This window comes from Nocardia cyriacigeorgica GUH-2 (assembly GCF_000284035.1).
Taxonomy (GTDB): domain Bacteria; phylum Actinomycetota; class Actinomycetes; order Mycobacteriales; family Mycobacteriaceae; genus Nocardia; species Nocardia cyriacigeorgica_B.
On the sequence record NC_016887.1, the window covers coordinates 4,795,115 to 4,819,333 of the forward strand.

The 24,219-nt window shown below is 70.1% G+C and carries 17 protein-coding genes; 9 read left to right on the forward strand and 8 right to left on the reverse strand.

Annotation, left to right across the window (positions count from 1 at the left end):
- The first annotated feature begins 222 nt into the window (after nt 1–222).
- The 3 genes from NOCYR_RS21770 to NOCYR_RS21780 all read left to right on the forward strand — a co-directional run bounded on the left by NOCYR_RS21770 (nt 223) and on the right by NOCYR_RS21780 (nt 3,819).
- The gene (locus NOCYR_RS21770) at nt 223–1,632 is read left to right on the forward strand and encodes an LCP family protein (RefSeq protein WP_048834373.1); all 1,410 of its coding nucleotides are present in this window, start codon (nt 223–225) and stop codon (nt 1,630–1,632) included.
- A gap of 39 nt (nt 1,633–1,671) precedes the next feature.
- Nucleotides 1,672–2,391, forward strand: coding sequence for a TIGR03089 family protein (locus tag NOCYR_RS21775; RefSeq protein WP_014352568.1), 720 nt, complete (start codon nt 1,672–1,674; stop codon nt 2,389–2,391).
- A gap of 123 nt (nt 2,392–2,514) precedes the next feature.
- Nucleotides 2,515–3,819, forward strand: coding sequence for a cytochrome P450 (locus NOCYR_RS21780; RefSeq protein ID WP_014352569.1), 1,305 nt, complete (start codon nt 2,515–2,517; stop codon nt 3,817–3,819).
- Nucleotides 3,820–3,873: 54 nt separating this feature from the next.
- On the opposite strand, the gene NOCYR_RS21785 is transcribed toward NOCYR_RS21780, so the two are convergent.
- Complete coding sequence (locus tag NOCYR_RS21785) at nt 3,874–5,442, reverse strand: carboxylesterase/lipase family protein (protein ID WP_014352570.1); 1,569 nt, start codon at nt 5,440–5,442, stop codon at nt 3,874–3,876.
- A 174-nt stretch (nt 5,443–5,616) separates the two neighbouring features.
- Here NOCYR_RS21785 and NOCYR_RS28620 point away from each other — a divergent pair, with 174 nt between their 5' ends.
- On the forward strand, nt 5,617–5,835 hold the full coding sequence (locus NOCYR_RS28620; protein WP_081505479.1) for an FmdB family zinc ribbon protein: 219 nt from the start codon (nt 5,617–5,619) through the stop codon (nt 5,833–5,835).
- 10 nt (nt 5,836–5,845) lie between these two features.
- On the opposite strand, the gene NOCYR_RS21790 is transcribed toward NOCYR_RS28620, so the two are convergent.
- The 4 genes from NOCYR_RS21790 to NOCYR_RS21805 all read right to left on the reverse strand — a co-directional run bounded on the left by NOCYR_RS21790 (nt 5,846) and on the right by NOCYR_RS21805 (nt 9,605).
- The gene (locus NOCYR_RS21790; protein WP_014352571.1) at nt 5,846–6,121 is read right to left on the reverse strand and encodes a SelT/SelW/SelH family protein; all 276 of its coding nucleotides are present in this window, start codon (nt 6,119–6,121) and stop codon (nt 5,846–5,848) included.
- 46 nt (nt 6,122–6,167) lie between these two features.
- Nucleotides 6,168–6,557 (reverse strand): YchJ family protein, encoded by a 390-nt coding sequence (locus NOCYR_RS21795; RefSeq protein WP_048834375.1) that lies wholly within the window; start codon nt 6,555–6,557, stop codon nt 6,168–6,170.
- Between the two features lie 130 nt (nt 6,558–6,687).
- A complete protein-coding gene (locus NOCYR_RS21800; RefSeq protein ID WP_014352573.1) occupies nt 6,688–7,056 on the reverse strand; it encodes a hypothetical protein in 369 nt (122 codons plus the stop codon).
- 122 nt (nt 7,057–7,178) lie between these two features.
- Nucleotides 7,179–9,605, reverse strand: coding sequence for an AAA family ATPase (locus tag NOCYR_RS21805; protein ID WP_014352574.1), 2,427 nt, complete (start codon nt 9,603–9,605; stop codon nt 7,179–7,181).
- A 435-nt stretch (nt 9,606–10,040) separates the two neighbouring features.
- Between NOCYR_RS21805 and NOCYR_RS21810 the strand changes: the two genes are divergently transcribed.
- Genes NOCYR_RS21810 through NOCYR_RS21830 form a run of 5 tightly spaced genes read left to right on the forward strand, consistent with a single transcriptional unit; the run spans nt 10,041 to nt 18,574 of the window.
- Nucleotides 10,041–12,551, forward strand: coding sequence for a DUF5691 domain-containing protein (locus tag NOCYR_RS21810; protein ID WP_014352575.1), 2,511 nt, complete (start codon nt 10,041–10,043; stop codon nt 12,549–12,551).
- Nucleotides 12,548–13,642, forward strand: a complete 1,095-nt coding sequence (locus NOCYR_RS21815; protein ID WP_014352576.1) for an ATP-binding protein — start codon at nt 12,548–12,550, stop codon at nt 13,640–13,642. The genes NOCYR_RS21810 and NOCYR_RS21815 overlap by 4 nt, the downstream gene beginning before the upstream one ends.
- The gene (locus NOCYR_RS21820; RefSeq protein ID WP_014352577.1) at nt 13,639–16,095 is read left to right on the forward strand and encodes a DUF5682 family protein; all 2,457 of its coding nucleotides are present in this window, start codon (nt 13,639–13,641) and stop codon (nt 16,093–16,095) included. The genes NOCYR_RS21815 and NOCYR_RS21820 overlap by 4 nt, the downstream gene beginning before the upstream one ends.
- A complete protein-coding gene (locus tag NOCYR_RS21825) occupies nt 16,092–17,279 on the forward strand; it encodes a VWA domain-containing protein (RefSeq protein ID WP_014352578.1) in 1,188 nt (395 codons plus the stop codon). Before NOCYR_RS21820 ends, NOCYR_RS21825 begins: the two co-directional genes overlap by 4 nt.
- Nucleotides 17,276–18,574, forward strand: a complete 1,299-nt coding sequence (locus tag NOCYR_RS21830) for an ADP-ribosylglycohydrolase family protein (RefSeq protein WP_197538396.1) — start codon at nt 17,276–17,278, stop codon at nt 18,572–18,574. The genes NOCYR_RS21825 and NOCYR_RS21830 overlap by 4 nt, the downstream gene beginning before the upstream one ends.
- Before the next feature lie 39 nt (nt 18,575–18,613).
- Here NOCYR_RS21830 and NOCYR_RS21835 read toward each other — a convergent pair whose 3' ends face one another.
- The 3 genes from NOCYR_RS21835 to NOCYR_RS21845 all read right to left on the reverse strand — a co-directional run bounded on the left by NOCYR_RS21835 (nt 18,614) and on the right by NOCYR_RS21845 (nt 23,945).
- Nucleotides 18,614–21,196 carry an ABC transporter permease gene (locus NOCYR_RS21835; RefSeq protein WP_014352580.1) on the reverse strand — a complete coding sequence of 861 codons (2,583 nt, stop codon included), beginning with the start codon at nt 21,194–21,196 and terminating at the stop codon, nt 18,614–18,616.
- The gene (locus NOCYR_RS21840; RefSeq protein WP_014352581.1) at nt 21,196–21,972 is read right to left on the reverse strand and encodes an ABC transporter ATP-binding protein; all 777 of its coding nucleotides are present in this window, start codon (nt 21,970–21,972) and stop codon (nt 21,196–21,198) included. Before NOCYR_RS21840 ends, NOCYR_RS21835 begins: the two co-directional genes overlap by 1 nt.
- 89 nt (nt 21,973–22,061) lie before the next feature.
- Nucleotides 22,062–23,945 carry a serine/threonine-protein kinase gene (locus tag NOCYR_RS21845; RefSeq protein ID WP_014352582.1) on the reverse strand — a complete coding sequence of 628 codons (1,884 nt, stop codon included), beginning with the start codon at nt 23,943–23,945 and terminating at the stop codon, nt 22,062–22,064.
- Nucleotides 23,946–24,219: the final 274 nt, after the last annotated feature.

Sequence of the window (24,219 nt, forward strand, 5' to 3'; positions counted from 1 at the left end):
TTCGGCTCCACCACCGTTGCCGTTGGTTAGCCTCGTGATGGGGCTGGGTGTCATGAGCGACGCTGAGTCGAGAGGACTGGAATCGATCGCCGGATCCGTCGAGCGGACCCGACGGGGTGGAGAGGACCGCAGGTGGCGCAGCGCAGGGCGGCAAGTGGGGGTGGCGCACCGATATCCCGCACGGACTGGGAACCGAGTTCGTTCGGCCCGGTGCGCGCGCTGGTGGCGGTGATCGCTGTGCTGGTGCTGGTGGTCACCGGCCTGGCCTGGCGCAGCGTGGACAGCCTCATCTCCAATATCGAGCGCATCTCCGATCTGGGCCTTGGCGGCGGGCGCGACGGCGCGGTGGACATTCTGCTGGTCGGCGTCGATTCGCGCACCGACGCGCACGGCAACCCGCTGACCGACGCCGAGCGCGCCATGCTGCACGCCGGCGACGAGATCGGCACCAATACCGACACCATCGTGCTGGTCCGGGTGCCCAACGACGGCAGCTCCGCGACAGCCATCTCCATCCCGCGCGATTCCTACGTCGACATCCCGGGCCTGGGCAAGGGCAAAATCAATTCCGCCTACGGCATCACCAAGCAGAAGGAGCAGCAGGAGCTGCTCGACGAGGGCGTCTCCGAGCAGGAGGCCGAACGCGAATCCACCCAGGCGGGCCGGCAAGCCCTGGTGAAGACCGTCGCCGGGCTCACCGGCATCTCCGTCGACCACTACGCCGAGGTCAGCCTGCTCGGGTTCGTACTGCTCACCGACGCCGTCGGCGGGGTGGACGTCTGCCTGAACAATCCGGTCGACGAGTGGATGTCCGGCGCGTCGTTCCCGGCGGGCAGGCAGCGCCTGGACGGTCCGCGGGCGCTGAGTTTCGTCCGTCAGCGGCACGATCTGCCGCGCGGCGACCTGGACCGTATCGTGCGCCAGCAGGTGTTCATGGCCCAGCTGGTGCAGCAGGTGCTGAGCAAGGACACACTCAGCAATCCCAGCCGGCTCAGCGAGCTGAGCGAGGCCGTCGGCCGCACCGTCGTGCTCGACGAGGACTGGGATGTGCTGGCCTTCCTGCAGCAGCTGCAAGACCTGACCGGCGGCAAGGTCACCTTCGAGACGATTCCGGTGGCCGATCTCAACGGCACCACCGCCGACGGCGAATCGGTGGTGCGGGTGGAGCCCAAGGCCGTCAAGTCGTATGTGGCGTCGCTGGTCGGCGAGGAGAGCGAGGAACCCGACGAGCCCGCGGTCGTACCGTCGACGGTGACGGTCGACGTGTTCAACGCGAGCCTCGTCGGCGGGCTGGCCGGCCAGGTCTCACAAGCCCTGAGCGCCAAGGGCTTCCAGCAGGGCGAGGTGGCCAACTACACCGGCGAGCCGGTCACCAGCAGCCGGGTGCTCGCGGCGTCGACCTCGGATCCGAAGGCGAAGGCGGTGGCCGAGGCGCTCGGCGGGCTGACCGTGCTGGCCGATGAGACGGTTGCGCCGGATACGGTGAGCGTCGTGCTGGCGAGCGACTATTCTGGTCCCGGGTCGGAGGCGGGCAGCATGTTCGACTTCGACACTCCGTCGACTTCCGCCACCCCCGTACCGCCGGCTCCCCCGATCGATGCAGGCAAGAACGGACCGACATGCGTGAATTAGCCACCGCGCAGCCAACAGCCAGTGAGCGTGAACCAGCCGATGCGTGATCAGCAAGCACTGACCCTCACCGAGGCAGTGCTCGACCCGATCCTCGCGCGCGAACCCGCGGGTCCGCGCGTCACCTACTACGACGACGCCACCGGGGCCAGGATCGAACTGTCCGGGCTCACGCTGGCCAACTGGGCGGCCAAGACCGCCAATCTCGTGCGCGACGAATTCGGGCTCACCCCGGGCGCCCGGGTCGCGGTGCTGCTGCCCGCGCACTGGCAGACCGCGGCGGTGCTGCTGGGCTGCTGGTGGGCGGGCACCGAAGTGGTACTGCACCCGGATCCGGACGCCGATCTGGCCCTGGCCACGGTGGAACGGCTCGACGACACCGACGGCGCGGGCGAGGTCGCGGCCCTGTCGCTGGACCCGATGGGGGCGCCGGTGCGCGATCTGCCGGTGGGCATCACCGATTTCGCCACCTCGGTGCGTGTCCATGGCGACCAGTTCCTGCCCGGCGGTATCGGCGTCGCGCTGGACGGGATGTCGGTGTCGGAGGTGCTCGCCGAGGCCCGCACCTCGGCGCTGCGCCAGGGCTTCGCCGAAGGCGACCGGGTGCTGTCGAGCACGCCGTGGGACACCCCCGCCGAGCTCATCGACGGTTTCATCGCGGTGCTCGCGGCCGGGGCCTCGCTGGTGCAGGTCGTCAACCCGGATCCAGCGCTGCGTGAGCGGCGGGTGGAGACCGAACGGGTGACCGCGCTGCGCGGCTGACACCGGCCCCGGCTCCTACCGTGGTATAGGTCGATTGTCCGACTCCGGGACGTTCCCGCCGCTGCGCGGTTTCCGTACCGTGGTGATATCGCACACACATCAGACGATGGGGTCGGGTGAGAGATGAAGCCGCAGTATTTGTTCCGGTGGTTGTCGGTGCACGGTGCCCCGCGCGCGGTCCTGCGAGCGCAGGCCCGCCGTGGCGATGCGTTCGCCCAGTTGATGGGCGGGCCCGTCGGGGTGGACGATCCGTATCCGCTGATCGAACAGTTACGCGGCGAGGGCGGGCTACGGCGGGCCGCGCTGTCGTGGGTCACCTTCGACCACGCGCTGAGCCGAGCCATCCTGCGCGACAACCGGTTCGGGGTCCGCGCGCCCGAGAGCTTCGTCCCCGGCCCACTGCAACGGCTGGCCAAGCATTTCCCGGTGCCGCCCAACCCGGTGGAACCGCCGTCGATGCTGGTGATCGACCCGCCCGAGCACACCCGCATGCGTAAACCGGTGGCGTCGGCGTTCACTCCGCGCGCCATCGGCAGGCTGCGCGATCGGGTCGAAAGCGTCACCACCGAACTGCTCGACGCCCTCCCGCCGCACGGGTCGGCGGATCTGGTGCACGCCTACGCCGCGCAGGTGCCGATCGCGATCATCTCCGAGATGCTCGGCTTCCCGGATGCCGACCGGGAGATGTTCCTGCGCTGGGGCGACCGGATGACCCCGCTGCTGGACCTGGGGATCTCCTGGCGCGCGCACCAGAACGCCATGGACGCGACGCATGTCATGAATCACTACCTGATCGAACACATCGAGCGGCTACGCCGTGCCCCCGGCGACGACATCCTCAGCTCGCTGGTCAGCGCCGGCGAATTGAACACCGAAGAACTCATCGCGACCGCGAGCCTGCTGATGGGCGCCGGATTCGAGACCACGGTCAACCTGATCTCCAACGGTGTCGGCCAGTTGCTCGCCCACCCGCAACAGCTGGCCCGGCTGCGCGATGAACCGGAACTGTGGCCGAACGCGGTGGAGGAAGTGCTGCGGTTCGATCCGCCGGTACAGACCACGGCCCGCACCGCACTCACAGATCTCGAGTTCGAGGGCGTGCCACTACGCGCCGGCGCTACCGTCGTGCTGTCACTGGCGGGTGCGAACCGTGATCCGGCGGTCTTCGAGGACCCGGCCCGGTTCGACATCACCCGAGCCAATGCCAAGGATCATCTGACCTTCAGCAGCGGCATCCACGTCTGCCTCGGCGCCAGCCTGGCCCGCATGGAAGCCACCTACGCCCTGCGCGCACTGTTCGACCGCTTCCCCGAGCTACGGCTGGAAGGCCCACCACGCCGCAGGCAGCTGTACACGCTGCACGGATACGAGCAGATGCCGGTGAACCTGGGCCCGCGGGCGCGCAGCCCGCAGCACAGCGGCGTCTGATCGCCGGCCCGTGTTCCGGGCGGGCCGGGGCGGGGATGGCCCGCCCGGGCACGCTCAGGCGAAGCCGACCGCCTGTTCACCCCACGCGGTGTGCAGGTCGTGATCCGGATCGTCGACCACGCGGTCGACGGCATCGATGAGCAGGGTGGTGCGGGTCGCCTCGTGATACGGCGGCCAATGCTTGGACCCGTCGAGCGCTGCGGGCACCCCGTGATGCGCGAAGGCCAGCCAGCGTCGCATCATCCGCCCCGACACCTCGGTGGCCACCTTGCGGCCGCCCAGCCAGAACGTCGGATCATGGTTGAAGGTGCCGAAATTGCCGAAGACATAGGGCAATTCGGTGGCGTGCCCGGCTCCGACGCGCGCGGCCCGCAACATCGGGGTGGCATGGTCGAACCGGTACATCCAGGTGCGCGAATGCCGGGAATGGGTGTCGGCCACCCAGTGCGCGGGCATCCGGAACGCGGCATCGGTCGACATGGCCAGCGCGCCACGCGGCTTGGCCAGATCCGGGTAGGCGGAGGTGATCTCGGCGATGCGTTCGTGCGACATCCCCGGATGACTCTCCTGCACACCGTTGAGCATGGCGTTCACTGCTTCCGGCGTCACCGGCATGATCGGTGAACGAAACAGCCGGAACAGCGAGGCCTCGTCCTTGTTGGTGCCGATGATCAGCGGCACCTGGTGCGAGAGCCCGTCGCGGAAACGGTCGGTCGGATAGCCGGGCAGCAGATCACCGTCGACGACAGGCGCCGCCGCCAAGGTTCCGGGCGCCTGGATCGGCACCTCATCGATCAGGATCGCGGCCGCGTCGATGATCCGGTCGAGCGGGCATTCCAGCAGTTCGCCGGCCCGTTCACGAGGCAGGTCGATCAGTTCCAGGAACCGATCGGCAACGCCGGCGGCGCGTTCGCGGCCGAACACTGTTGTCGCGGGCGGACTCTGCGCGATCGCCCGATGGAACAGCCCGGCCGCGCGGGGCGCGGTGAGCAGTGCGGTCACGCAGCCGCCGCCGGAGGACTCACCGAACAGGGTGACGTTGTCCGGGTCGCCGCCGAACGCGGCGATATTGCGCTGCACCCACTCCAGCGCGAACACCTGATCGTGCAGGCCGAGATTGGGTACGAAGTCCGGCGACAGCGAGGACAGGTCGAGGAAGCCGAGCGCGCCGATCCGGTAGTTGACCGTCACCACGACGACGTCGCCGGTCTCGACCAACTTGCGGCCGTCGTAGATGCCCTGGGCCGCGGTACCCAGGCAGTACGCACCGCCGTGTAACCACACCATCACCGGACGCGGGCCGTCTTCGGTGCCCGCCGGAGCGAACACATTGAGCCACAGGCAGTCCTCGCCCATCCGCAGGCCCTTGTCGATGGGGACGGTGTTGTCCATGTTCTGCGGCGCGATCTCGCCCGGCTCGACGGTCTCGCGGATGCCGTCCCACGGTCGAGGGGCCCGAGGCAGGGAGAATCGGCGCGGGCCTGCCGGTGCGGCGGCGTAGGGAATCCCACGCCAGACGAGCGCCCCGCCCTCGCGCAGCCCGCGCACCCGGCCGTATTCGGTATCGGCCACCGGCCCGGACTCGTCCTGCGTGGCCGTCGCTCGGATCAACTCGGTGCTCATCGCGGACCCTCCTCCATACCTCTGTCTATCGAGGGTACGACGGTGCTCGTGACACCCGTGGTGACCGAAGCAAACCATCTGACGGCGCGTCGCTCCCGGCGAGTCGGCGGCGCAGTTCAGCGAGCGATTCCGCGGCGAATGTCTGCTCGGTCACGCCCTGGCTACACTGGGCCGATGCCGAGTTACAACTTTCGGTGCCGCAGCTGCGGTGACACGTTCGAGGTGAACCGTCCGATGGCCGAGGCGTCCGCGCCCGCCGCCTGCCCGAACGGGCACGACGACACCGTCAAATTGCTCACCACCTTCGCCACTGTCGGCCGGGCCGCTGCACCGGCGCCCGTCGCCGCTCCGCGTCCGTCCGGTGGCTGCTGTGGGGGCGGCTGCTGCGGCTGAGCCGCGCCGTTCAGTCCCGGCGGTCGACGTGGCCGAGATCGCGCTCCGGCGCCACCCGGTCCCGCACCCGCTGCTTGAGCACCGCGATATCGGGGAATCCGCCGTCGGCCTTGCGTTCCCAGATCTGCTCACCGTCGACGGTGATGCGGAAGACCCCGCCGGTCCCCGGGATCAAGGCGACCTCGCCGAGTTCGGTGGCGAAGGTACTCAGCAGTTCCTGCGCCATCCAGCTCGCGCGCAGCAGCCAGCGGCACTGGGTGCAGTACTCGATCGCGACACGTGGCATGCGGCGAACCCTACCGGTGCCAGCGTTGTCCGGGCGAGGGCGCGGATCATGCGCTGACCTCGCCGTCCAGGTAGACCCAGCGCCCGTCCTCCCGGGCGAACCGGCTGACCTCGTGCAGGCTGCCACGGCCGGACTCATCCCGGTAATGTGCCGTGAACTCGACCGTGCCGGTGTCGTCGAAGGGGCCACCGCGTTCGGTGCGCTGGATCTCGAGGAACAGCCAGCGCTGATCCGGGTCGAGTTCCAGGGTTTTCGGGCGGGTGCGCCGATGCCAGGAGCGGCGCAGATAGTCGACGTCGCCGACGGCGAAAGCGGTATAACGCGAGCGCATCAATGCCTCGGCGGTCGGCGCGTCACGCTCACCGGCCAGTATCGACGCGCAGCAGCTGCCGAACGGTTCACCGCGCCGGCACGGGCAGGACTGCGTCTGATCCATGACGTCGATCATGCTCACCCGTCGTCGCTACGGCCAAGCCGGGAGTCCTCCGCGACATCGGGTGGGCGGTCCTGATCGCGGCTGCCTGCACACTTCTGGGCGAGCGCTCCCCGATCATGCGGGCCGGCGTTCATCGGATCGCGGCGAGTTCGTCGGCGATGCGTGCGGTCTCCTCTCGCCAGCGTCGCAGTTCGGTGACGCCGGGGGCCAGCTCGTAGTCGTGGTGGTGGGCGGCATGTGACAGCGCCGACCACAGCGTGGCGATCCGGGCGGCGGTGAGTGGCCCGGCGAAGGTGCGCAGGGCCAGCAGTTGTGCCCGCATCGGGCAGCGCATCAGCTCCGGCGCCACCCGCACCCACAGCTCGTCGACCACCTGTTCCAGCGCGATCCGCAGGATCCATGCGGTCGCCCGCGACCACAGGCCACCCGCGTCGGTGACGGTGCCGTCGAGCAGCCCGTCCACCGCGGCCAGCCGCTCGGCGACGGTCGGGCGGGGCACATCCGAGCGGTACTCATCGCGACCTCGGCCATGCGAATAGGGCGATTGGGGACCTCGCCGCGACCGTCCGCCTTTACCCCGGGCCCCACGACGGCGCCGCCGCGCGGGTCTGGCCTCCTCGCTCATCGCGCCAGCCAGTCGACGAGCTTCTCGGTATCGGCGATCAGCTCCTGCATGCTGCGCCCGATCGGCACATGCGCGCCCGCGGTGGCGTCACGCAGCGCGCCGACGGCCCATTTGCCTTCGCGAGCAAGGTGTTTGCCTAAGTCTTCGATCCGGCCCGAGGGCCCGAGGACCGCGAGCGCGACCATGGCCCGGGTGGATTGGGCGGTATCGATGAGCCGCTGCACTTCACGATGGTCGACGCCGTCGGCGAGCAGCACCCGTCGCGCCCGGGCCAGGCTGGCGGCCTCGAGCGCCGACCGGCAGCAGGTGGCGACCAGCTCGTCGGCGATCGCGGGTGGCAGCTGCGGGGTGCGGGTGAGCGCGCGGGCGTCGTCGAGATAGCGCAGCACCGGGTCGCCGGCCACCCGCACCTCTACCCGGGAACGCTCGCGCCGCTGTACCTCGAGCACCCTGGCGTCGATCTGCATCCGGCGTACCGCCTCGGCCAGCCGCTCGTCGTGGGTGAACACCACCACCTGGCGGGTCCACGCCACCGTCGCGAGCACCCGGGCGAGCCCGTCGACCTTGGCCGGGTCCATCGCCTGCACCGGATCGTCGATCATCACGAACCGGAACGGGCTGTCCTCCACGGTGGCGCGCGGCAGGAACAGCGACAACCCGAGGGCGTGCAGCTCGCCCTGGCTCATCACGCCGAGTGCGGCGCCGTCCACGTCGTCGACGGTGACGTCGAGCAGGACCCGCCGCGCGGTGTTCACATTGCCTTGCAGCCGGATGCCGCCCAGTTCGACGTTGCTCTGCTGACGCAGGCTGTGCCAGACCCAGCGCGCCGTGGTCTCCAGCGGCGCCATCCGTTCCCCGCGCAGCCCGGCGGTGGCCGCCTTGAGCCACTCCTCGGCCTTGCGCACCGTGCGCAGTTCCTCGGCGTGTGCCGCCACCGCGCGGGCACCGTCGAGCCAGGCGGCGATGCGCGGGGTCAGCGGAGCCCAGACCTCGTCGAGCCGGTCGAGTTCCTTGCGGGTGCCCTGCTGGAGGAAGTCGAGTTCGTCGACCAGGCGCGCGTGTGCCGCGCGCAGCCTGCCGGGCAGGTCGGGGGTGTATTCGGCGTTGGTGAGCGCCGCCCATTCCGACCACGCGCGCCGGACGGCGGCGGTGTCGACGCTGGGTGGATTGCGCGGGTCGAAGGCCAGTTCGGCCGGAATCTGCTCCGGCAGGGAGCGGGCCGCCCGCAGCGCGTCACCCAGCTCGTCGCGGGCGCCGGCCAACGCGGCTACCCGCTCGCTCAGGGTCGCAATGGAAGCGTCGGCAGCCTGTGACCATTGCGGGTCGAGGCTGCCCTGCCCGCACACCGGACAGGGGCACGGCCCGCTGAGCAGGGCATGGTCGCGGGCGCGGGTGAGCAGGTCCAGGATGCGCAGGTCGGCTTCGGCGTCGGCGGTTGAGTCGCGGTCGAGGGCGGCGCCGCATTCGGCCAGCCGGTCGGCGACCTCGGCGACGTCGGATTCCGAGGGCAGGCGCAGCCGCACGATGGCGCGCAGGCCGTCGGGTTCGCCGCCCGGATCGGCGCCGAACAGTTCCGACTCGACCGCGGCGAGGTCGGGTGCGGGCGGGCGCAGCAGTTCGCTCATCCGGATGGCGCGATCGTCGGCCACAGCGGCCAGGTCGGCGAGCAGCTCGAGCCGTTCCTGGCGGGAGTCGCGGGCAGCGCGTTCGAGTTCCAGGCGGCGCAGCCGGATGGTCTCCTGGGCGACGGTGAGTTCATCGAGGCCGAGCAATTGGTGCAGGGCATCGAACAATTCGCTCGGTTTGCCGTCGACCAGCGCACCCAATTCGCTGTAGGACAGGAACGGGCGGTACAGCTCCAGCGGCACCGACCAGCGGCGCGCCGGAAACGGTGCAGTGCCCGTCGGCGTGCGCTGGGTCCACCGTGCCTCCGAGAGCGCGGCGTCGGGCGACCACTCCTTGACGACGGTGAGTTCGGGGGGCTCGCCGCCGGCGAGTAGATCCAGTTCGATCCGGGTGGTTTCGGGTTCGTGCAGATTGCGCCAGCCCTCCCGCCATGCGGCGGATCGCCCGTCCCAGCGCCGGTTTCCGCCGGTGAGTGCCAGTTCCGCAGCCTCGGCGAAGCTGGATTTACCGCTACCATTGCGTCCGACCACCAAGGTCAGGCCGGGACCGGGAGGGAGTTCGAGGGTGGTCTCGGCGCCGATGCCGCGGAACCCGCGCACACGGATCGCGCGCAGAAAGATACCGGTGGCGTCGAATTCGGCTGTGGGTTCGCCCGTTTCGAGATCGCCGAGGGCGGCGAGCACGGTGTGCGCGATATCCGGGGTGACCGCCGGGTCGGCGTCGAGCCGCCGCATGACCAGTTCGGCCAGGCGGGGTGCCTGCCGGCTCGCCGGGCCCGTCTCGGAATTCGTGCGCATACCACCCCCTGCACCACCGAACCGCGGCGCACCTCCACCCCGCGCGCGGTCGCACTGTACGAAAGCTGCCGGAAACGCTACCCGATAGCCGGGCATAGGCACAGATGAGAAACTGCCCGCGGGGATGGAATTGGCCATCGAAACACGGGGCTGCGCTCCGATGTCCACCCCTCGCCAGCCCCGACGGGCAGCTCATTGGTGTGTCACCCTGTTCGGGTGGCTCGGGCGAGCCGAACAGGTCAGAATGCCAGAGCTCACACCGGTACGCAACCGCAAGCGATGCGGCCGGTTGTCGAAAAATTCGACGGCACAGTCGATTTCCCAGGTAGATGCGGGTGGCGAGGGAACTTGTCGGTGCGATGGGGTACAAATCCGGGGACCGAATGCAGGGGGCTCGACGAGCGGGGGAAGTATGGAGCACGTGAGGCAGAGCCGGTGACTGCGCGCCAGAACCCGGCCACGGCGCAGCAACGCCGGGTACGGGTGAGCGCGGGATTGGCCGAACTCGATATCTGGCTGGCCGACCAGGTGCGCACCGGGCTGGCGCAGTCGGATCGGTCGTTCGGTGCGTTCGAGACGATGGCGGCGCGCATGGTGGATGCGCAGGCGCCGGGTGTGGCGGCGATCCTGCGGCAGGTGCCCGCGGCCGTGATCACCCGGTCCGACTGGCCGCAGGTCGTGCTTGACCGGTACGCGCGGCTGCATCTGCTGGTCACCGCTCACCGCAGGCTCGATGAGCTGCCCGCCCCGCTGGCCGCCAGCGTCCGCACCCATATCGGCTATCCGACCAGGACCGATGCGGTGCGGGCCGAACCGGCCGTCCGCGACCAGTGGATGACCGTCGGTCTCCGCGTCACCGAGGACGAACGTCTCTACACCCGGCGCACCTGGCTGTACGGGCGGCGCAGCGGCCGCTGGGGGTTGCTGATCGACCACAGTTTCGGTTCGCCCGGGTTCGCCGTCGAAGCGCCCGCGCTCGGGATGATGGCCGAGGCCGATCTGCACTTCTATCCGGCGGCCGCACCGTTGCGGGCGCTGTGGGGCGCCGCGCACGGCGGTGCCGAGCCCTTCACGACGGTGCCTCGGGAGGCCGGTTCCGGAATCGGCGCCGCCTTGGACCAGTACGCCGATGCGCTCGCTGCCGACCCGTGGCTCAGTGCGTGGCCGATGCTGCTCGGCGACGTCGTGCCGGTGCCGGGGGAACGCGGCTGGCAACTGGCCGAACCCGACGGCCGTGCGGCACTCCCACTAGCGAACGTGGAGCCGCCGTGGGAACTGCTGGGCGTCTCCGGTGGTCATCCGGTGACCGTCACGGCCGAATGGACCGACAGTGGCTTGCTGCCGCTGTCGGTGCTGGCCTCGGGCGAGGTGACCGATGTCGCCGCGGCGGCGAGTGGTCCGGGTGGACGCGAGGCCCTCGCCTCGGCCGAATTGGCGTCCGCGGCATTGCTCGGCACCGCGCGGCGTCCGCCACCGACGGGCGCATTGACCTCCGCCGTCGCCGCGGCGGTGGACCGGCTGGATAACGATCCCGCCCTGGCACTGCTCGAATCCGCCGCCTTGGACACCGCTTTCGCGCGCGGCGGCGTGCTCCCGGACCACGCCGAGCTACCGGAGCCTGCCGACGACGACCCACGCGCGCTGCTACCGCGCGCCGCCGCCGAACGGCTCACCCAGCTCTTGCGCGATCGTTCGCATTTCCTGCCCGAATGGTTGGGCGCCGCGGCGCCCTCGGACTATCGAGCCCCCGACGTGCTGTGTGCGCAGCTGCTCGATTTCGCCGCCGGCCACGCCGATGTGCGCGAACCCTTGCTGCGGCTGGCCGGAACCCGGGGCCGCTGGCTGGCCGAGCGGAACCCGGCCTGGCACAGCTTGATCCGGTATGGGACGGCGGCACCCGAGGCAAGCAGTGACGACGCGTGGCGGTTCGGGCAGCCGGCCGAGCGAACCGCGTGGCTGGCCGCGCTCCGGTACCGTGATCCGTCCGCCGCCCGGGCGGTCCTGGACTCGGCGTGGGAATCGGAAACCGGGCCACTGAAAGCCGAGCTGCTGGCGGTCCTGAAAGACGGGATCGGTGCCGCCGACGAGCCGCTGCTGGAGTCGGCCCTCGACGACCGGCGCGGCGATGTGCGCCGGACCGCGGCCGGATTGCTGCGCCTGCTACCCGATTCGGCCTTCTCCCGCCGGATGACCGAACGCGCCGAGACATGGATTCGGATCGGCAGGCGCGCACTGCACGCGCAGGTGAGCGTGGAGATACCGGACGAACTCGATGCCGCGGCCCTTCGCGATGGCATCACCGACCGAGCCGGTGAATTCGGGTATCGGTGGGCGGGTGCCCCCGACGTCACGGCCGGGCGGTTGCGTCATCTGGTGGCCGCGACCCCGCTCGCCCACTGGGAGGCGGTGTTGCATTCCCCGCAGCGCGCCACCGGCGCGGGGATCGACGACCGGTTCCGGCAGCCGATGTTCGACGGCTGGGTCGATGCCACCCTGGCCGAACGCGATCCGCGCTGGGCCCGTGCGTTGTTCGACGCCGGCGTCCCCTCGGATCTGGCCATGCTGCGCCGCCGCGAACTGTTCGGCCTGCTCCCGCCGGCCGACCGCAGCCGGCATGTGCTGCGCCTCGACGGCGCCTGGCTGTCGGAGATCGAGGCGCTGCTACCGGCCCTCGGGCATCCGTGGCCGGAACCCGTGGCCCGGCATGTGCTGCTGTTGCTCCAGGAACGTGCGCGCGCGGCCGAACGACGTCCGGGCGCGCACGGCACCACTCCGACGGCGCACCGGTCGTTGCTGACCGCCGCGTCGGTGCACCTGCCGCCGGCCGCGGCGCCACTGGCGACGACCGTGGCCCGCCGCTGCGGCGACCCGGCCTGGACGCGGGCCTTCGACCGGCTCGCCGATGACATCACCACCCGATCGACGATGCTCGAGGAGTTGCAGTGACCGCTACCGACACGCATCTGCTGCGTCCGCACGCCGAACAGGCCTACGCCGATGAGCTGCGGGCTCTCGCCGCGGTGGACGACCGGCCGCGGCCACCGTCGTGGCGGTTGTCGCCGTGGGCGGTGGTCACCTACCTGCTCGGCGGCACCCTGGAGGACGACACGGTGATCAGCCCGAAGTACGTGGGGCCGCGCCGGTTGATGGAAGTCGCGGTGGCCACCCTGGCCACCGATCGCGCGCTACTGCTGCTCGGAGTGCCCGGTACCGCCAAAACCTGGGTGTCGGAACATCTTTCCGCCGCCATCAGCGGCGCCTCCACGCTGCTGGTGCAGGGCACCTCGGGCACCGGCGAGGAAGCGATTCGCTACGGCTGGAATTACGCGCGCCTGCTCGCGGAAGGGCCGAGCGACGGTGCGCTGGTGCCTTCACCGGTGCTCACCGCCATGCGCACCGGTGCCATCGCCCGTATCGAGGAACTCACCCGCATCCCCTCCGACGTGCAGGACGCGCTGATCACGGTGCTGTCGGAGAAGACGCTGCCGATCCCGGAATTGGGCGCGGAGGTGCAGGCGGCCAAGGGATTCAACGTGATCGCCACCGCCAACGATCGCGACCGCGGTGTCAACGAACTGTCCTCGGCGCTGCGGCGGCGGTTCAACACCGTGGTGCTGCCGCTGCCCGCCAGTGAGGAGGACGAGGTCGCCATCGTCACCCGACGGGTCGCCCAACTCGGGTCCGCCCTGGAGTTGCCCGAAGTACCGGCAGCGGCCGAGGAAGTGCGGCGGGTGGTGCGGATCTTCCGCGAGCTGCGCGAGGGCGTCACCGCCGACGGGCGCACGAAACTCAAGTCACCGTCGGGCACCTTGTCGACCGCCGAGGCGATCTCGGCGATCACCAATGGACTGGCGTTGTCGGCGCATTTCGGTGACGGTGTGCTGCGCGCCGGCGATGTGGCCGGCGCGGTGCTCGGTTCGGTGATCAAGGATCCGGTGGCCGACGCCGTGGTGTGGACCGAATATCTGGAGGCCGTCGTCCGGGAACGCCCCGAGTGGTCCGACTTCTATCGCGCGTGCCGCGAGGTCGGCGGATGAGCGCAGCCGACCCCGACTCCGGCTCGGACGCCTCCGAACCGCGAACGCGGGTGTTCGGGATCCGGCATCACGGCCCGGGTTCGGCGCGCTCGCTGCGGCTGGCGCTGGACCACTATCGCCCGGACACCATCGTGATCGAGGGCCCGGCCGACGCCGACCCGCTCACCGCCTACCTCGGCGATCCGAGCCTGGTGCCGCCGGTCGCCATGCTCGCCTACGTGCCGGAGGCACCCACCCGCGCCGCGTTCTGGCCGTTCGCCGAATTCTCCCCGGAGTGGCAGGCACTGCGCTACGCCACCGAACACGGTGTGCCGGTGCACTTCTGTGATCTGCCCGCCACCACCGTGCTCGCCCTGGACGCCGAGCCCGGCGACAGCATCGACCCTCTCGCAGAACTGGCCGCTGCCGCCGGCTACGACGACGCCGAACGCTGGTGGGACGCGATCGTCGAATCCACCACCGACATCGAAACCTTCGACGCGCTCACCGAAGCGATGGGCGCGCTGCGCGACAGCATCGCCCGCCGCATCGGACCGGCGACTACCGCGACCGATCCGCGGCAGCCGGGCGGCGGGCCTCCTCCGGGGCAGGGCGCTACGCCGGATACGAAACCAGATGCGGCCGAGCCTGTTCCGGTAACCGATGAGGAAGGCAACGACGGGCACCACGACGCCCGGTCCAAATCGGAGTCACGCAGTACCGGCGATGACGACGACAGCAGCACCGGGACCGAGCCGACCCTGGTCGCCGCCGCACAGGGCATCGACGCCCACACACTGCGGCGCGAGGCGTACATGCGGCAGACCATCCGCAAGGTGCTGAAGGGCGGCGCCCAACGGGTCGCGATCGTATGCGGCGCCTGGCACGCCCCCGCCTTGGTGGAGCCGCTGGGTCCGGCCGCACCCGACGCCCGGCTGTTGAAAGGCCTGCCGAAGGTGAAGGCGCGGTTGACGTGGGTGCCGTGGACGCATTCGCGGTTGGCGGCGTCGTCCGGGTACGGCGCCGGGGTCACCTCCCCCGGCTGGTATCACCATCTGTTCACCGAGACCGAGCAGCCCATCCCCCGCTGGCTGACGAAGGTCGCCACCACGCTGCGCGGCCACGACCTGCCGGTGTCGAGCGCGCACATCATCGAGGCGGTGCGCCTCGCCGAAACCCTGGCGGCGCTGCGTGATCGACCGCTGGCCGGGCTCTCCGAAGTCACCGAGGCCACCCGCGCGGTGCTGTGCGACGGCGACGAGGCCATGCTGCGGTTGATCGGCGCCGAACTCGTGGTCGGTGAGGCGCTCGGCTCGGTCCCGGCGACCACGCCGACGGTTCCGCTGGACGCCGATCTGCGGGCCCAGATCCGCACCCTGCGGTTGAAACAGCAGCCACAGGCCGCCCTCGTCGAACTCGACCTGCGCAAGGAGCGCGACCGGCTCAAATCCCGGCTGCTGCACCGGCTGCGGATCCTCGAGGTGGAGTGGGGCATCCCCACCGACAGCGACGTGCGCGCCACCGGCACCTTCCGCGAAACCTGGACCCTGCAATGGGAACCGGAATTCGCCGTGGCGGTGATCGAGGCCTCGCGCTGGGGCACCACGGTCGCCTCCGCCGCGGAAACCAAACTCCTCGATACCGCGGACCGGGACGACCGCACCGTCGGCGACCTCACCGACGCACTCGGCCTGGCCTTGCTGGCCGATCTGGGCGGCGCGACGACCGGACTCATCGGCCGGCTGGAATCAGTGGCGGCTCTCGATCACGACGTCACCCATCTGCTGGCCGCGCTGCCCGCCCTGGTGCGCACCCTGCGTTATGGCGATGTTCGCGGCACCGATACCGCGGCGCTCACCCACGTCGCCGACGGCATGCTCATCCGCATCTGCGCGGGCCTGCACGGCGCGGTCACCGGCCTGGATACCGACGCGGCGGTGGAATTGCGCGACCTGATCGATGCGGGACACACCGCCATCCACATCCGCGATGACACCGCGGCACGCGAGGCCTGGCTGGAGGCGCTGCACCGTATCGCCGACCGCGACGACGTGCACGGCGCGATCGTCGGCCGCACGGTGCGGCTGCTGTGCGATGCCGGCCGCATCGATGCGGCCGAATCCGCGCGCAGGCTCGCCGCGGCGCTGTCGATCGGCAGTACCGCTGCGGCCAAAGCGGATTGGATCGACGGCTTCCTCGGCGGGCGCGGGCTGCTGCTGGTGCACGACCGCGAACTGTTACGCCTGGTCGACGACTGGCTACGCACCCTCGACGACGACCAGTTCGTCCAGACCCTGCCGCTGTTGCGCCGCACCTTCGGCGCCTTCGAATCGGGCGAACGCCGAGCCATCGGAGCCGCCGTGCGTGACGGAGTATCGGGCGGGACAGGTGCGGCGGATGCACGGCAGCTCGACCCTGACCGCGGCGCCCGGGCGATGCGGGTGGTCGCCGACATCCTGGGAGTGGGGCCATGAACGACACACGGCCGGACGACGATCAGCTCGACAGCGAATCCGCCACTCGCCGTTGGCGTCTGGTGCTCGGCACCGCCGCCGAAGCCGAACTCGGTGGGCTCGGTTCCGCCGACGACGCCGCCATGGACGGCGCGCTGTCCACGCTCTACGACAGCGACCCGCCTGCCGCTTCGGGCCCGCGCTCGGCCGGCCTCCAGGGTTCGGCGCCGCGAGTCGCCCGCTGGCTCGGCGACATCCGCACCTACTTCCCGTCATCGGTGGTGGAGGTGATGCAGCGCGATGCCATCGAACGGCTGAACCTCACCCAACTGCTGCTCGAACCCGAGCTGCTCGAGGCCGTGGAACCGGATGTGCACCTGGTCGGCACACTGCTCAGCCTGAACCGGGTGATGCCGGAAACCACCAGGTCCACCGCCCGCGCGGTGGTAGAGCAGGTGGTGCGCGATATCGAGCGGCGGATGGCGGCGCGCACCGTGGCCGCGGTGACCGGCGCGCTCGACCGGGCGGCCCGGGTAAGCCGGCCGCGGCCGCGCGATATCGACTGGGACCGCACCATCCGCAAGAACCTGGCCCACTATCTGCCCGAACAGCGCACCGTCGTCCCCGAACGCCTGGTCGGCTACGGGCGCCGCGCCAAGGCGGTGCGCCGGGACGTGGTGCTGGCCATCGACCAATCCGGGTCCATGGCCTCGAGCGTGGTGTACGCCTCGGTGTTCGGCGCGGTCCTGGCCTCCATGCGATCGCTGCGCACCTCCCTGGTCGTGTTCGACACCGAGGTGGTCGACCTGACCGAGCATCTGTCCGACCCGGTCGACGTCCTGTTCGGCACCCAGCTCGGCGGTGGCACCGATATCAACCGCGCCCTCGCCTACTGCCAGACCCTGGTCACCCGCCCCGAGGAGACCCTGTTCGTCCTGATCTCCGACCTGTACGAGGGCGGTATCCGCGACGACATGCTCCGCCGCGTCAACGCCCTGAAGGAGTCCGGCGTCCAGGTCATCGTCCTGCTCGCCCTCTCCGACGACGGCGCCCCCGCCTACGACCACGACAACGCCGCCGCCCTCGACGCCCTGGGCATCCCCGCCTTCGCCTGCACCCCCGACCGCTTCCCCGACCTGCTCGCCCTAGCCCTCAACCGCGGCGACATCCGCACCTGGGCCAACACCACCACAGGACGATCGTGACCGATAACGAACTGCCACTGCCGCCGAACCCATGGCCGGACTGGCTGCCGGAACCATTTGTGTTCTCCGACCAACCACCGCTGCCCGGGATGCCGGAACCTGGCGAGGGGCTCGCGATGGTTGCGCCCATGCCGCGGCCGTATTCACCTCTGGCGAGCATTCCCCCGGCCACGTTCCCGATCGCGCACGGGTGCCTGCTCGGCGGCGCAGTCGGTGACGCGCTCGGTGCCACGGTGGAGAATCTGACACTCGGCGAGATCCGGGAACGGTACGGGCGGTGCGGGTTTCGCGGCAAGGTGGCCGAGTACAGCAATCAGCCGACGGAGTTCACCGGGCGGACCTCGGAGGAAAGCCAGCTCGCGTTGCTGATGGTCGATGCGATGATCCGCAGCAGCGTCCGAGCCCGGGAACGCGGTACCGGTGGGCCGACGATCGCGATCTTCCAGTCGCTGTGCCTGGAATGGCTACGATCGCAGGTCGATTCGGTCGCCGAGCAAGACTATCCGCCCTACGGCGCCCTGCTGGACCTGCCCGCCATCGCCGAGCGGCGGGGCGCCTCCCGCACCGTCCTGAACGCGCTGTGGGCGGCGGCCGAGCGCAGGGAGCCGCGCCGGCCCCTCGGCACCACCACCGCACCGATCAACGACTCCAAAGGTTCCGCGTGCGCGGTTCGCGTGGCCTCCTGCGGTTTCCTGCCCACCCTGACGTCCTCGTTCGAACTCGCCTGCGACGCCGCCGCCCTGACCCACGGCCATCCGAGCGGCTGGCTCGCCGCCGGAGCCTTCGCCGCGATCATTTCGGGTCTGTGGACCGGACACGACCTCGGCACCGCGGTGGACCGGGCACGCACGGAACTTGCCCGGCACGACCATCACCGCGAGGTATCGGAAGCACTCGCGCAGGCGGTGCGCTTGTCAGGCCGTGGGGAACCAACCGCCGAGCGGCTGGAATCGCTGGGTGCCGGATGGACCGCACCGGAAGCGCTCGCGATGGCGACCTACGCCGCGCTGTCTGCGGAGTCGGGAGGTGGGACGACCCAGCAGATCGTCCAGCGCGGCCTGCGCCTGGCGGTGAATCATTCCGGCGACAGCGATGCGACCGGGGCGATGTGCGGAAATCTGCTCGGCGCCCGCTACGGCTATCAGGGCATACCCGAGGATTGGGCCGGGGCGTGCGAAGTCGCCGGTCCCGTCTGGGATCTCGCGCATGATTTCAGCATCGAGTTCGGCCCGCGCCCGCCCACGGATGGCAGCGGTTATATGGATTACGGCTGGATGGCCAGGTATCACAGCTGAGTTGGCCGGCGACGGCCCGGAGCCGTCGCCGACCAGCACCTACAAATCCGCGATGGCCGCCAGTGGCGGGGTCCGGGCCGCGCGCACCGCAGGCCAGAGCGCCGCGAGGACACCCACCACCGCCGAGCCGATCAGCATCAGCACCAGTTGGCCCCAGGGGACGGCGATCTGGTCGAGGCCGAGGTCGCGGAGGGTGCGCAGGAATCCGACGCCGAGGCCGAGACCGAGGATGGCGCCGACGATGGCGCCGAAGACCGCGATGAGCATGGACTCCAGGTAGATGGTGCGGCGCACCTGGGCGCGCTGGGTACCGACGGCGCGCAGCATGCCGATCTCGCGGCGACGCTCCACCACCGACAGCGCCAGGGTGTTCACGATGCCGAGGATGGCGATCACCACCGCGAGCGCGAGCAGGCCGTACAGGATGGCGAGCATGGTGTTGATCTGCCTGCCCTGCGCGCCCTTGAACTCCTCCCGGTCCTGCACCTGGACCAGCGACGCCTCGGTGGTCTGATCCGAGCCGGACTCGTCGGCGCCGAACACCGATTGCACGGTGGCCTGCTCCAGGTCCGTGCGCATGGTGGCCAGATCCGCACCGGGCTCGGCGGCCACCAGGGCCAGCACGTTGACGCGCATAGTGGGCGGCATGACCTGGTCGAACACGGCAGGCGCGACGACGAGCGGGCCCATCAGCGGCGACTTCCGGTAGATACCGGCCACGGTGACCGGGATCTGCTTCTTGTCCATGCTGGTGAGCTCGATCCGCTGACCGGCGCTCAGATCATGTTCGGCCGCTTCGTCTTCGGCGACGAGGATGTCGCGCTCACCGAGGGTGCCGGTGCCGCTGAGGATGTCGTAGTTCAGCACCCGGTCCAGCGGGCCGTCGGGTGAGGTGCCGAATTCCTCGTCGTCGCCGATCTTCACGCCGACGCCACGAATCGCGACGACTTCGTCCACTCCGGGAACCTGACGCGCGGCCTCCACAGCGGGCGCGGGCACGCCGATCGACTGCGGCCCGCCCATTTGCGGACCGGCCAGCACGTAGTCGGCCGCGACGCCCTTGTCCACCAGCACGCCGACGCTGGCCTTCGCGGAGGCGCCGAGCATGCCGATGGCCGAGACCAGCATCAGCCCGAGGGTGAGCGCGAAGGCCGTCGCCGCGGTCCGGCGTGGATTGCGCACGGCGTTGTTGCGCGCCATCGCACCGATCGGACCGAACGGGCGCAGCAACAGCCCGAGTCCACCCACCACCGGCCGCGACAGCGCGGGCGAGGCGAGCAGCACCGCGAAGATCAACCCCAGCGCGCCGACGCCGACGGTCGCCGCGGCCGTTCCGCCGGTCGACTGGGCGCCGACCACCACCAGCACCACCCCGGCCACCGCGAGCGCGAGCCCCAGCCAGGTGCGGACCCGCAATGATTCATCGGCCGAGGCGAACTCCTCACGCATAGCCTGCACCGGCGGGATCTTCGCCGCCCGCCGCGCCGGCGCGTACGCGCTGACCATGGTGACGAGCAGGCCGACCAGCAGCCCGACCAGAATCGTGCGCGGCAGCACCGTCATCGAACCGGTCGGCAATCCGAGGTCGAACGCGTTGAGCACCGCCGACAACCCGAAGGCCAGCGCGACCCCGGCCACCAACCCGATGACGCTGCCGATCACACCGATCACCAGCGCCTCCACGACCACCGACCGGCCCACCTGCTGACTGCTCGCCCCGATGGCACGCAACAGCGCGAGTTCACGCAGCCGCTGGGCCACGATCATGGAGAAGGTGTTGTAGATGATGAACGTGCCCACGATCAGCGCGATCGCGCCGAAGGCGAGCAGGAAGTAGTTGATGAAGTTGAGCGCCTCGGAGATCTCGGCCTTCATCTCGGCGCGGACCTGCTCGCCGTTCTGCACCTTGAAGTCGGGGAACGCGATGGCGATCCGGTCGCGCAGTTCGTCGCCGGGGATGCCCTGGGCCGCGACGTCCACGTGCGCGACGTGTTTGCCGTCGGTGAACAGCGCGCGGGCCTGGCTGTCCTCGAACAGCAATCCGATGAATCCGCCGGTATCGGCGGCGACGTCGTAGATGCCGGTCAGCGTGACGTCGACGGTGCCCTGCGACGGGACCAGGATTTTGGTACGGTCGCCCACCTCGAGTCCGGCGCGTTCGGCACCTCCGGTGTTCAGCGCGATCTCGCCGGGACGCGACGGCGGCGTGCCCGCGACGAACTGCTCGGGCTCGGCGATCGCCCGCTCCGGCGGCAGATAGGACTCGCCCCAGCTCGGCGCACCGCCGGTCTGCACGGCCTTCTTGCCCTCCGGGTCGAGCAGCACCACCGGCCCGCTCACGCTCGGCGCGATGGCGCGCACGCCGTCCATGGCGGCGATCTTGTCCACCACCTCCTGCGGCACACCCAGCGACTGCCGTTCCTCCGGGCTGACGCGCACGTCCACACCTTTGGCCTCGTCGGCGAAGATGCCGTCGAAGGTGCGCTGCAAGGTGTCGGTGAAGACGAACGAGCCCGCGATGAACGCCGTGCCGAGCACCACCGACAGCAGGGTGAGCGCCAGGCGCACCTTGTGCGCGGCGAGATTGCGCAAGGCGACCTTGCGCATCGGGTTGCCCGCCATCACTTGGTCTCCAGCGCCTTCATCCGGTCCAGCACCGATTCGGCGGTGGGACCGCGCAATTCGTCGACGATGCGGCCGTCGGCGAGGAAAACGACGCGGTCGGCGAAGGAAGCGGCGTGCGGGTCGTGGGTGACGACGACGACCGTCTGCCCGAATTCGTCGACCGCCGTGCGCAGGATCGACAGCACCTCACCGGAGGAGCGCGAGTCCAGGTTGCCGGTCGGTTCGTCGCCGAAGATGATCTCCGGTTTGCCCGCCAGCGCCCGCGCGCAGGCCACCCGCTGCTGCTGCCCGCCGGACAGTTCGCTGGGCCGGTGGGTCAGCCGGTCGGTGAGGCCGAGCCGGTCGAGCACGGTGTCGAGCCACTGCTGGTCGGGGGCGCGTCCGGCGATATCGAGCGGCAGGGTGATGTTCTCCAGCGCCGTCAGCGTGGGGACCAGGTTGAACGCCTGGAACACGAACCCGATGCGGTCACGCCGCAGCCGCGTCATCTGCTTGTCCGACAGTTCGTTCAGCGCGGTGTCACCGATGCGCACCGTGCCCGAGCTGGCGCTGTCCAGCCCGGCCAGGCAGTGCATGAGAGTGGATTTGCCGGAGCCGGACGGTCCCATGATCGCGGTGAATTCGCCCTTGACGAATTCGGCCGACACCGAATCCAGCGCGGTGACCTGGGTGTCTCCGGTCCCGTACACCTTGGTCAGGTCTTCGGCGGTGGCCGCGACGACGGCCGGAGCCTGCGTCTGGGCCTGGTCGATGCCAACGGCGTGCGAGGTCATGGTGACCAGTCTGTCGGCGTTCGCGCCGTCGCGCCATCGGGGAATCCACCCAGACCCCGGGGATGACCCGGGGAATCGCTCGCCTGCGGCTAGTTCAGCGGGGCCGACTTCCACCACGTCAGCACCTGGTCGATGGTGCCGACGATGCCGTCGGTGTACATCAGGAACTGGGCGCGCTCGGGCTGACCGGTGAAGACGGTGACCATCTTCGGCCCGTCGGAGTCGATCTTGTAGTTGGTGTAGGTGTGGCCGCCGTGGGTGTCGGAGGATTTGGTGGCGCTGGCCGGGAGTCCGTCGATCACCGCCTGCACGTCGGCGGGACTGTCGTAGACGTAGAAGCGGTAGAACGGGTCGTCGTTGTCGGACCCGCCGTAGCAGCGCCACTGCCAGCCGTAATTGCCGAAATCGGGTTCTCCGGTCTCGGGGTCGGGCGCGTACTGCGGTTCGGTTTCCCAGCATTTGGCGTTGTGGTAGCCGACTTCGGCGCTGGAGGACGCCGGCACCATGGACGGGAATTCCTCGCTGATCGAATCCGCGGTCGCGGGCACCGGGGCGACGCTGGTCGAGGTCGTCGTGGTGGTGGAGGTCGATCCGCTCGCCGAACTCGAATCGCTGCTCGCGACGGCGGCGATGATGCCGATGATCACCACCAGCAGCAGCACCAAACCGACGGCGATGCCGACGATCAGTCCGGTGTTCTTCTTCGGCGCCTGCTGTCCGGTGTACACCGGCGACATGGGCGGCGGGGACTGGTTGAACCCGGGCCGCTGCTGGAAGGAGTTCTGATTCGCCATCGGCGGCGGCGCGGGCACGCCGGGACTGCTCGCGAACGGCTGCGGCTGCCCGGTGCCGTGCGGCTGTTGCTGGGCATTGGCCGCGAACGGCTGCTGATGGGTGCCGCTGGGGAACGGCTGCTGGTGCGTGCCACTGCCGTGCGGCTGCTGGTGCGCGGCGCTGGCGAAGGGCTGCTGATGGGTGCCGCTGCCGTGCGGCTGGGCGGTGGCGCCGCTGGTGAACTGGGCGTTCGCCGTCGGGTAGGGCGCCTGAGCGGTCGGCGTCGGCCCCATCGCGGTGCGCGGGCCGCCCTGCAGCGGCATGCCCTGCGCGGTCGGTCCGGCGATCGGCATGGCCGGTGCGCTCGGCATGTTCAGCGCTTGCTGGGCGGCGGCGGCGAATTCCGAGCAGGAGGCGAAACGGTCGTCGGGCCGCTTGGCCATGGCCTTGGCCAGCACGCCGTCGAGCGCCTGCGGCAGGCCGGGCCGCACCGAGCTCAGCGCGGGCGGCGGCGACTGGAGATGGCCCTGGATGACGGCGGCCGGGTTGGTGGCCTGGAACGGGCCGTGCCCGGTGAACAGCCAGAACAGCGTGCAGGCCAGCGAGTACTGATCGGAGCGGTGATCCAGGCTCGCGCCGGTGAGCTGCTCGGGCGAGGCGTAGGCCAGGGTGGCGGTGAAAGTGCCGGTCTGGGTGAGGTGTCCGGTGTCATCACGCAGGCGGGCGATGCCGAAATCGGTGAGATAGACGCGCTCGCCGCGGCCACCGGTGGATCGGGCCAGCAGGATATTGGCCGGTTTGACGTCGCGGTGCAGCACACCCATGCCGTGCGCGTAATCCAGCGCGTCGGCGGTCTCCTTGATGATCTGCACCGCGCGTTCGGGCGGCAGCCTGCGCGGATCCACCGACGCGGCGTCGATGCCGTCGATGTAGTGCATCGAGATCCACAGCTGCTCGTCTTCGAGCCCGCGGTCGTAGACGGTGACGATGCCGGGGTGGTCGAGCCGGGCGACCAGATCCGCCTCCCGTTCGAACCGCGCCCGCACCTCCTTGTCGAAGAACATCTCGCGGTTCAGCAGCTTCAACGCCGTCATCCGCGGCAGTCGCGGATGCTTCGCGAGGTACACCGAGCCCATGCCACCGCGACCCAGTTCCCGGTCGATGACATAGCCGGCGAAAACGTCGCCGTTGGCCAGCATTTCTGCTCCACTTCCCGCCGCCCACCGGGACCCACCGATGAACAGGCGTACAGGCAAAAAGAACACATGGTCGAACCTGTCCGGCCCGACCACGCAAAGCACGGAAACCATAGCAGCCGTCGGGTACTCGACCGCTGGTCATCGGAGCGGGGCATGGCTTGGCGGCAGCTCTCACCAGCGCGATCGGCCCGGGCGCGATGCGGACCGCCGATCAGGACGTCAGCGATGACGCCACTTACCGTCTCTGCGGTCGCGCACGCCTGTCTCCCGCGGA

Excerpts from the sequence above, each read along its gene's own strand:
- NOCYR_RS21845 (WP_014352582.1), bottom strand. The coding sequence starts at position 23,945 with ATGCTGGCCAACGGCGACGTTTTCGCCGGCTATGTCATCGACCGGGAA.
- NOCYR_RS21840 (WP_014352581.1), bottom strand. The coding sequence starts at position 21,972 with ATGACCTCGCACGCCGTTGGCATCGACCAGGCCCAGACGCAGGCTCCG.
- NOCYR_RS21775 (WP_014352568.1), top strand. The coding sequence starts at position 1,672 with ATGCGTGATCAGCAAGCACTGACCCTCACCGAGGCAGTGCTCGACCCG.
- NOCYR_RS21805 (WP_014352574.1), bottom strand. The coding sequence starts at position 9,605 with ATGCGCACGAATTCCGAGACGGGCCCGGCGAGCCGGCAGGCACCCCGC.
- NOCYR_RS21820 (WP_014352577.1), top strand. The coding sequence starts at position 13,639 with ATGAGCGCAGCCGACCCCGACTCCGGCTCGGACGCCTCCGAACCGCGA.
- NOCYR_RS21835 (WP_014352580.1), bottom strand. The coding sequence starts at position 21,196 with ATGGCGGGCAACCCGATGCGCAAGGTCGCCTTGCGCAATCTCGCCGCG.
- NOCYR_RS28620 (WP_081505479.1), top strand. The coding sequence starts at position 5,617 with ATGCCGAGTTACAACTTTCGGTGCCGCAGCTGCGGTGACACGTTCGAG.
- NOCYR_RS21780 (WP_014352569.1), top strand. The coding sequence starts at position 2,515 with ATGAAGCCGCAGTATTTGTTCCGGTGGTTGTCGGTGCACGGTGCCCCG.
- NOCYR_RS21785 (WP_014352570.1), bottom strand. The coding sequence starts at position 5,442 with ATGAGCACCGAGTTGATCCGAGCGACGGCCACGCAGGACGAGTCCGGG.
- NOCYR_RS21795 (WP_048834375.1), bottom strand. The coding sequence starts at position 6,557 with ATGGATCAGACGCAGTCCTGCCCGTGCCGGCGCGGTGAACCGTTCGGC.
- NOCYR_RS21790 (WP_014352571.1), bottom strand. The coding sequence starts at position 6,121 with ATGCCACGTGTCGCGATCGAGTACTGCACCCAGTGCCGCTGGCTGCTG.
- NOCYR_RS21825 (WP_014352578.1), top strand. The coding sequence starts at position 16,092 with ATGAACGACACACGGCCGGACGACGATCAGCTCGACAGCGAATCCGCC.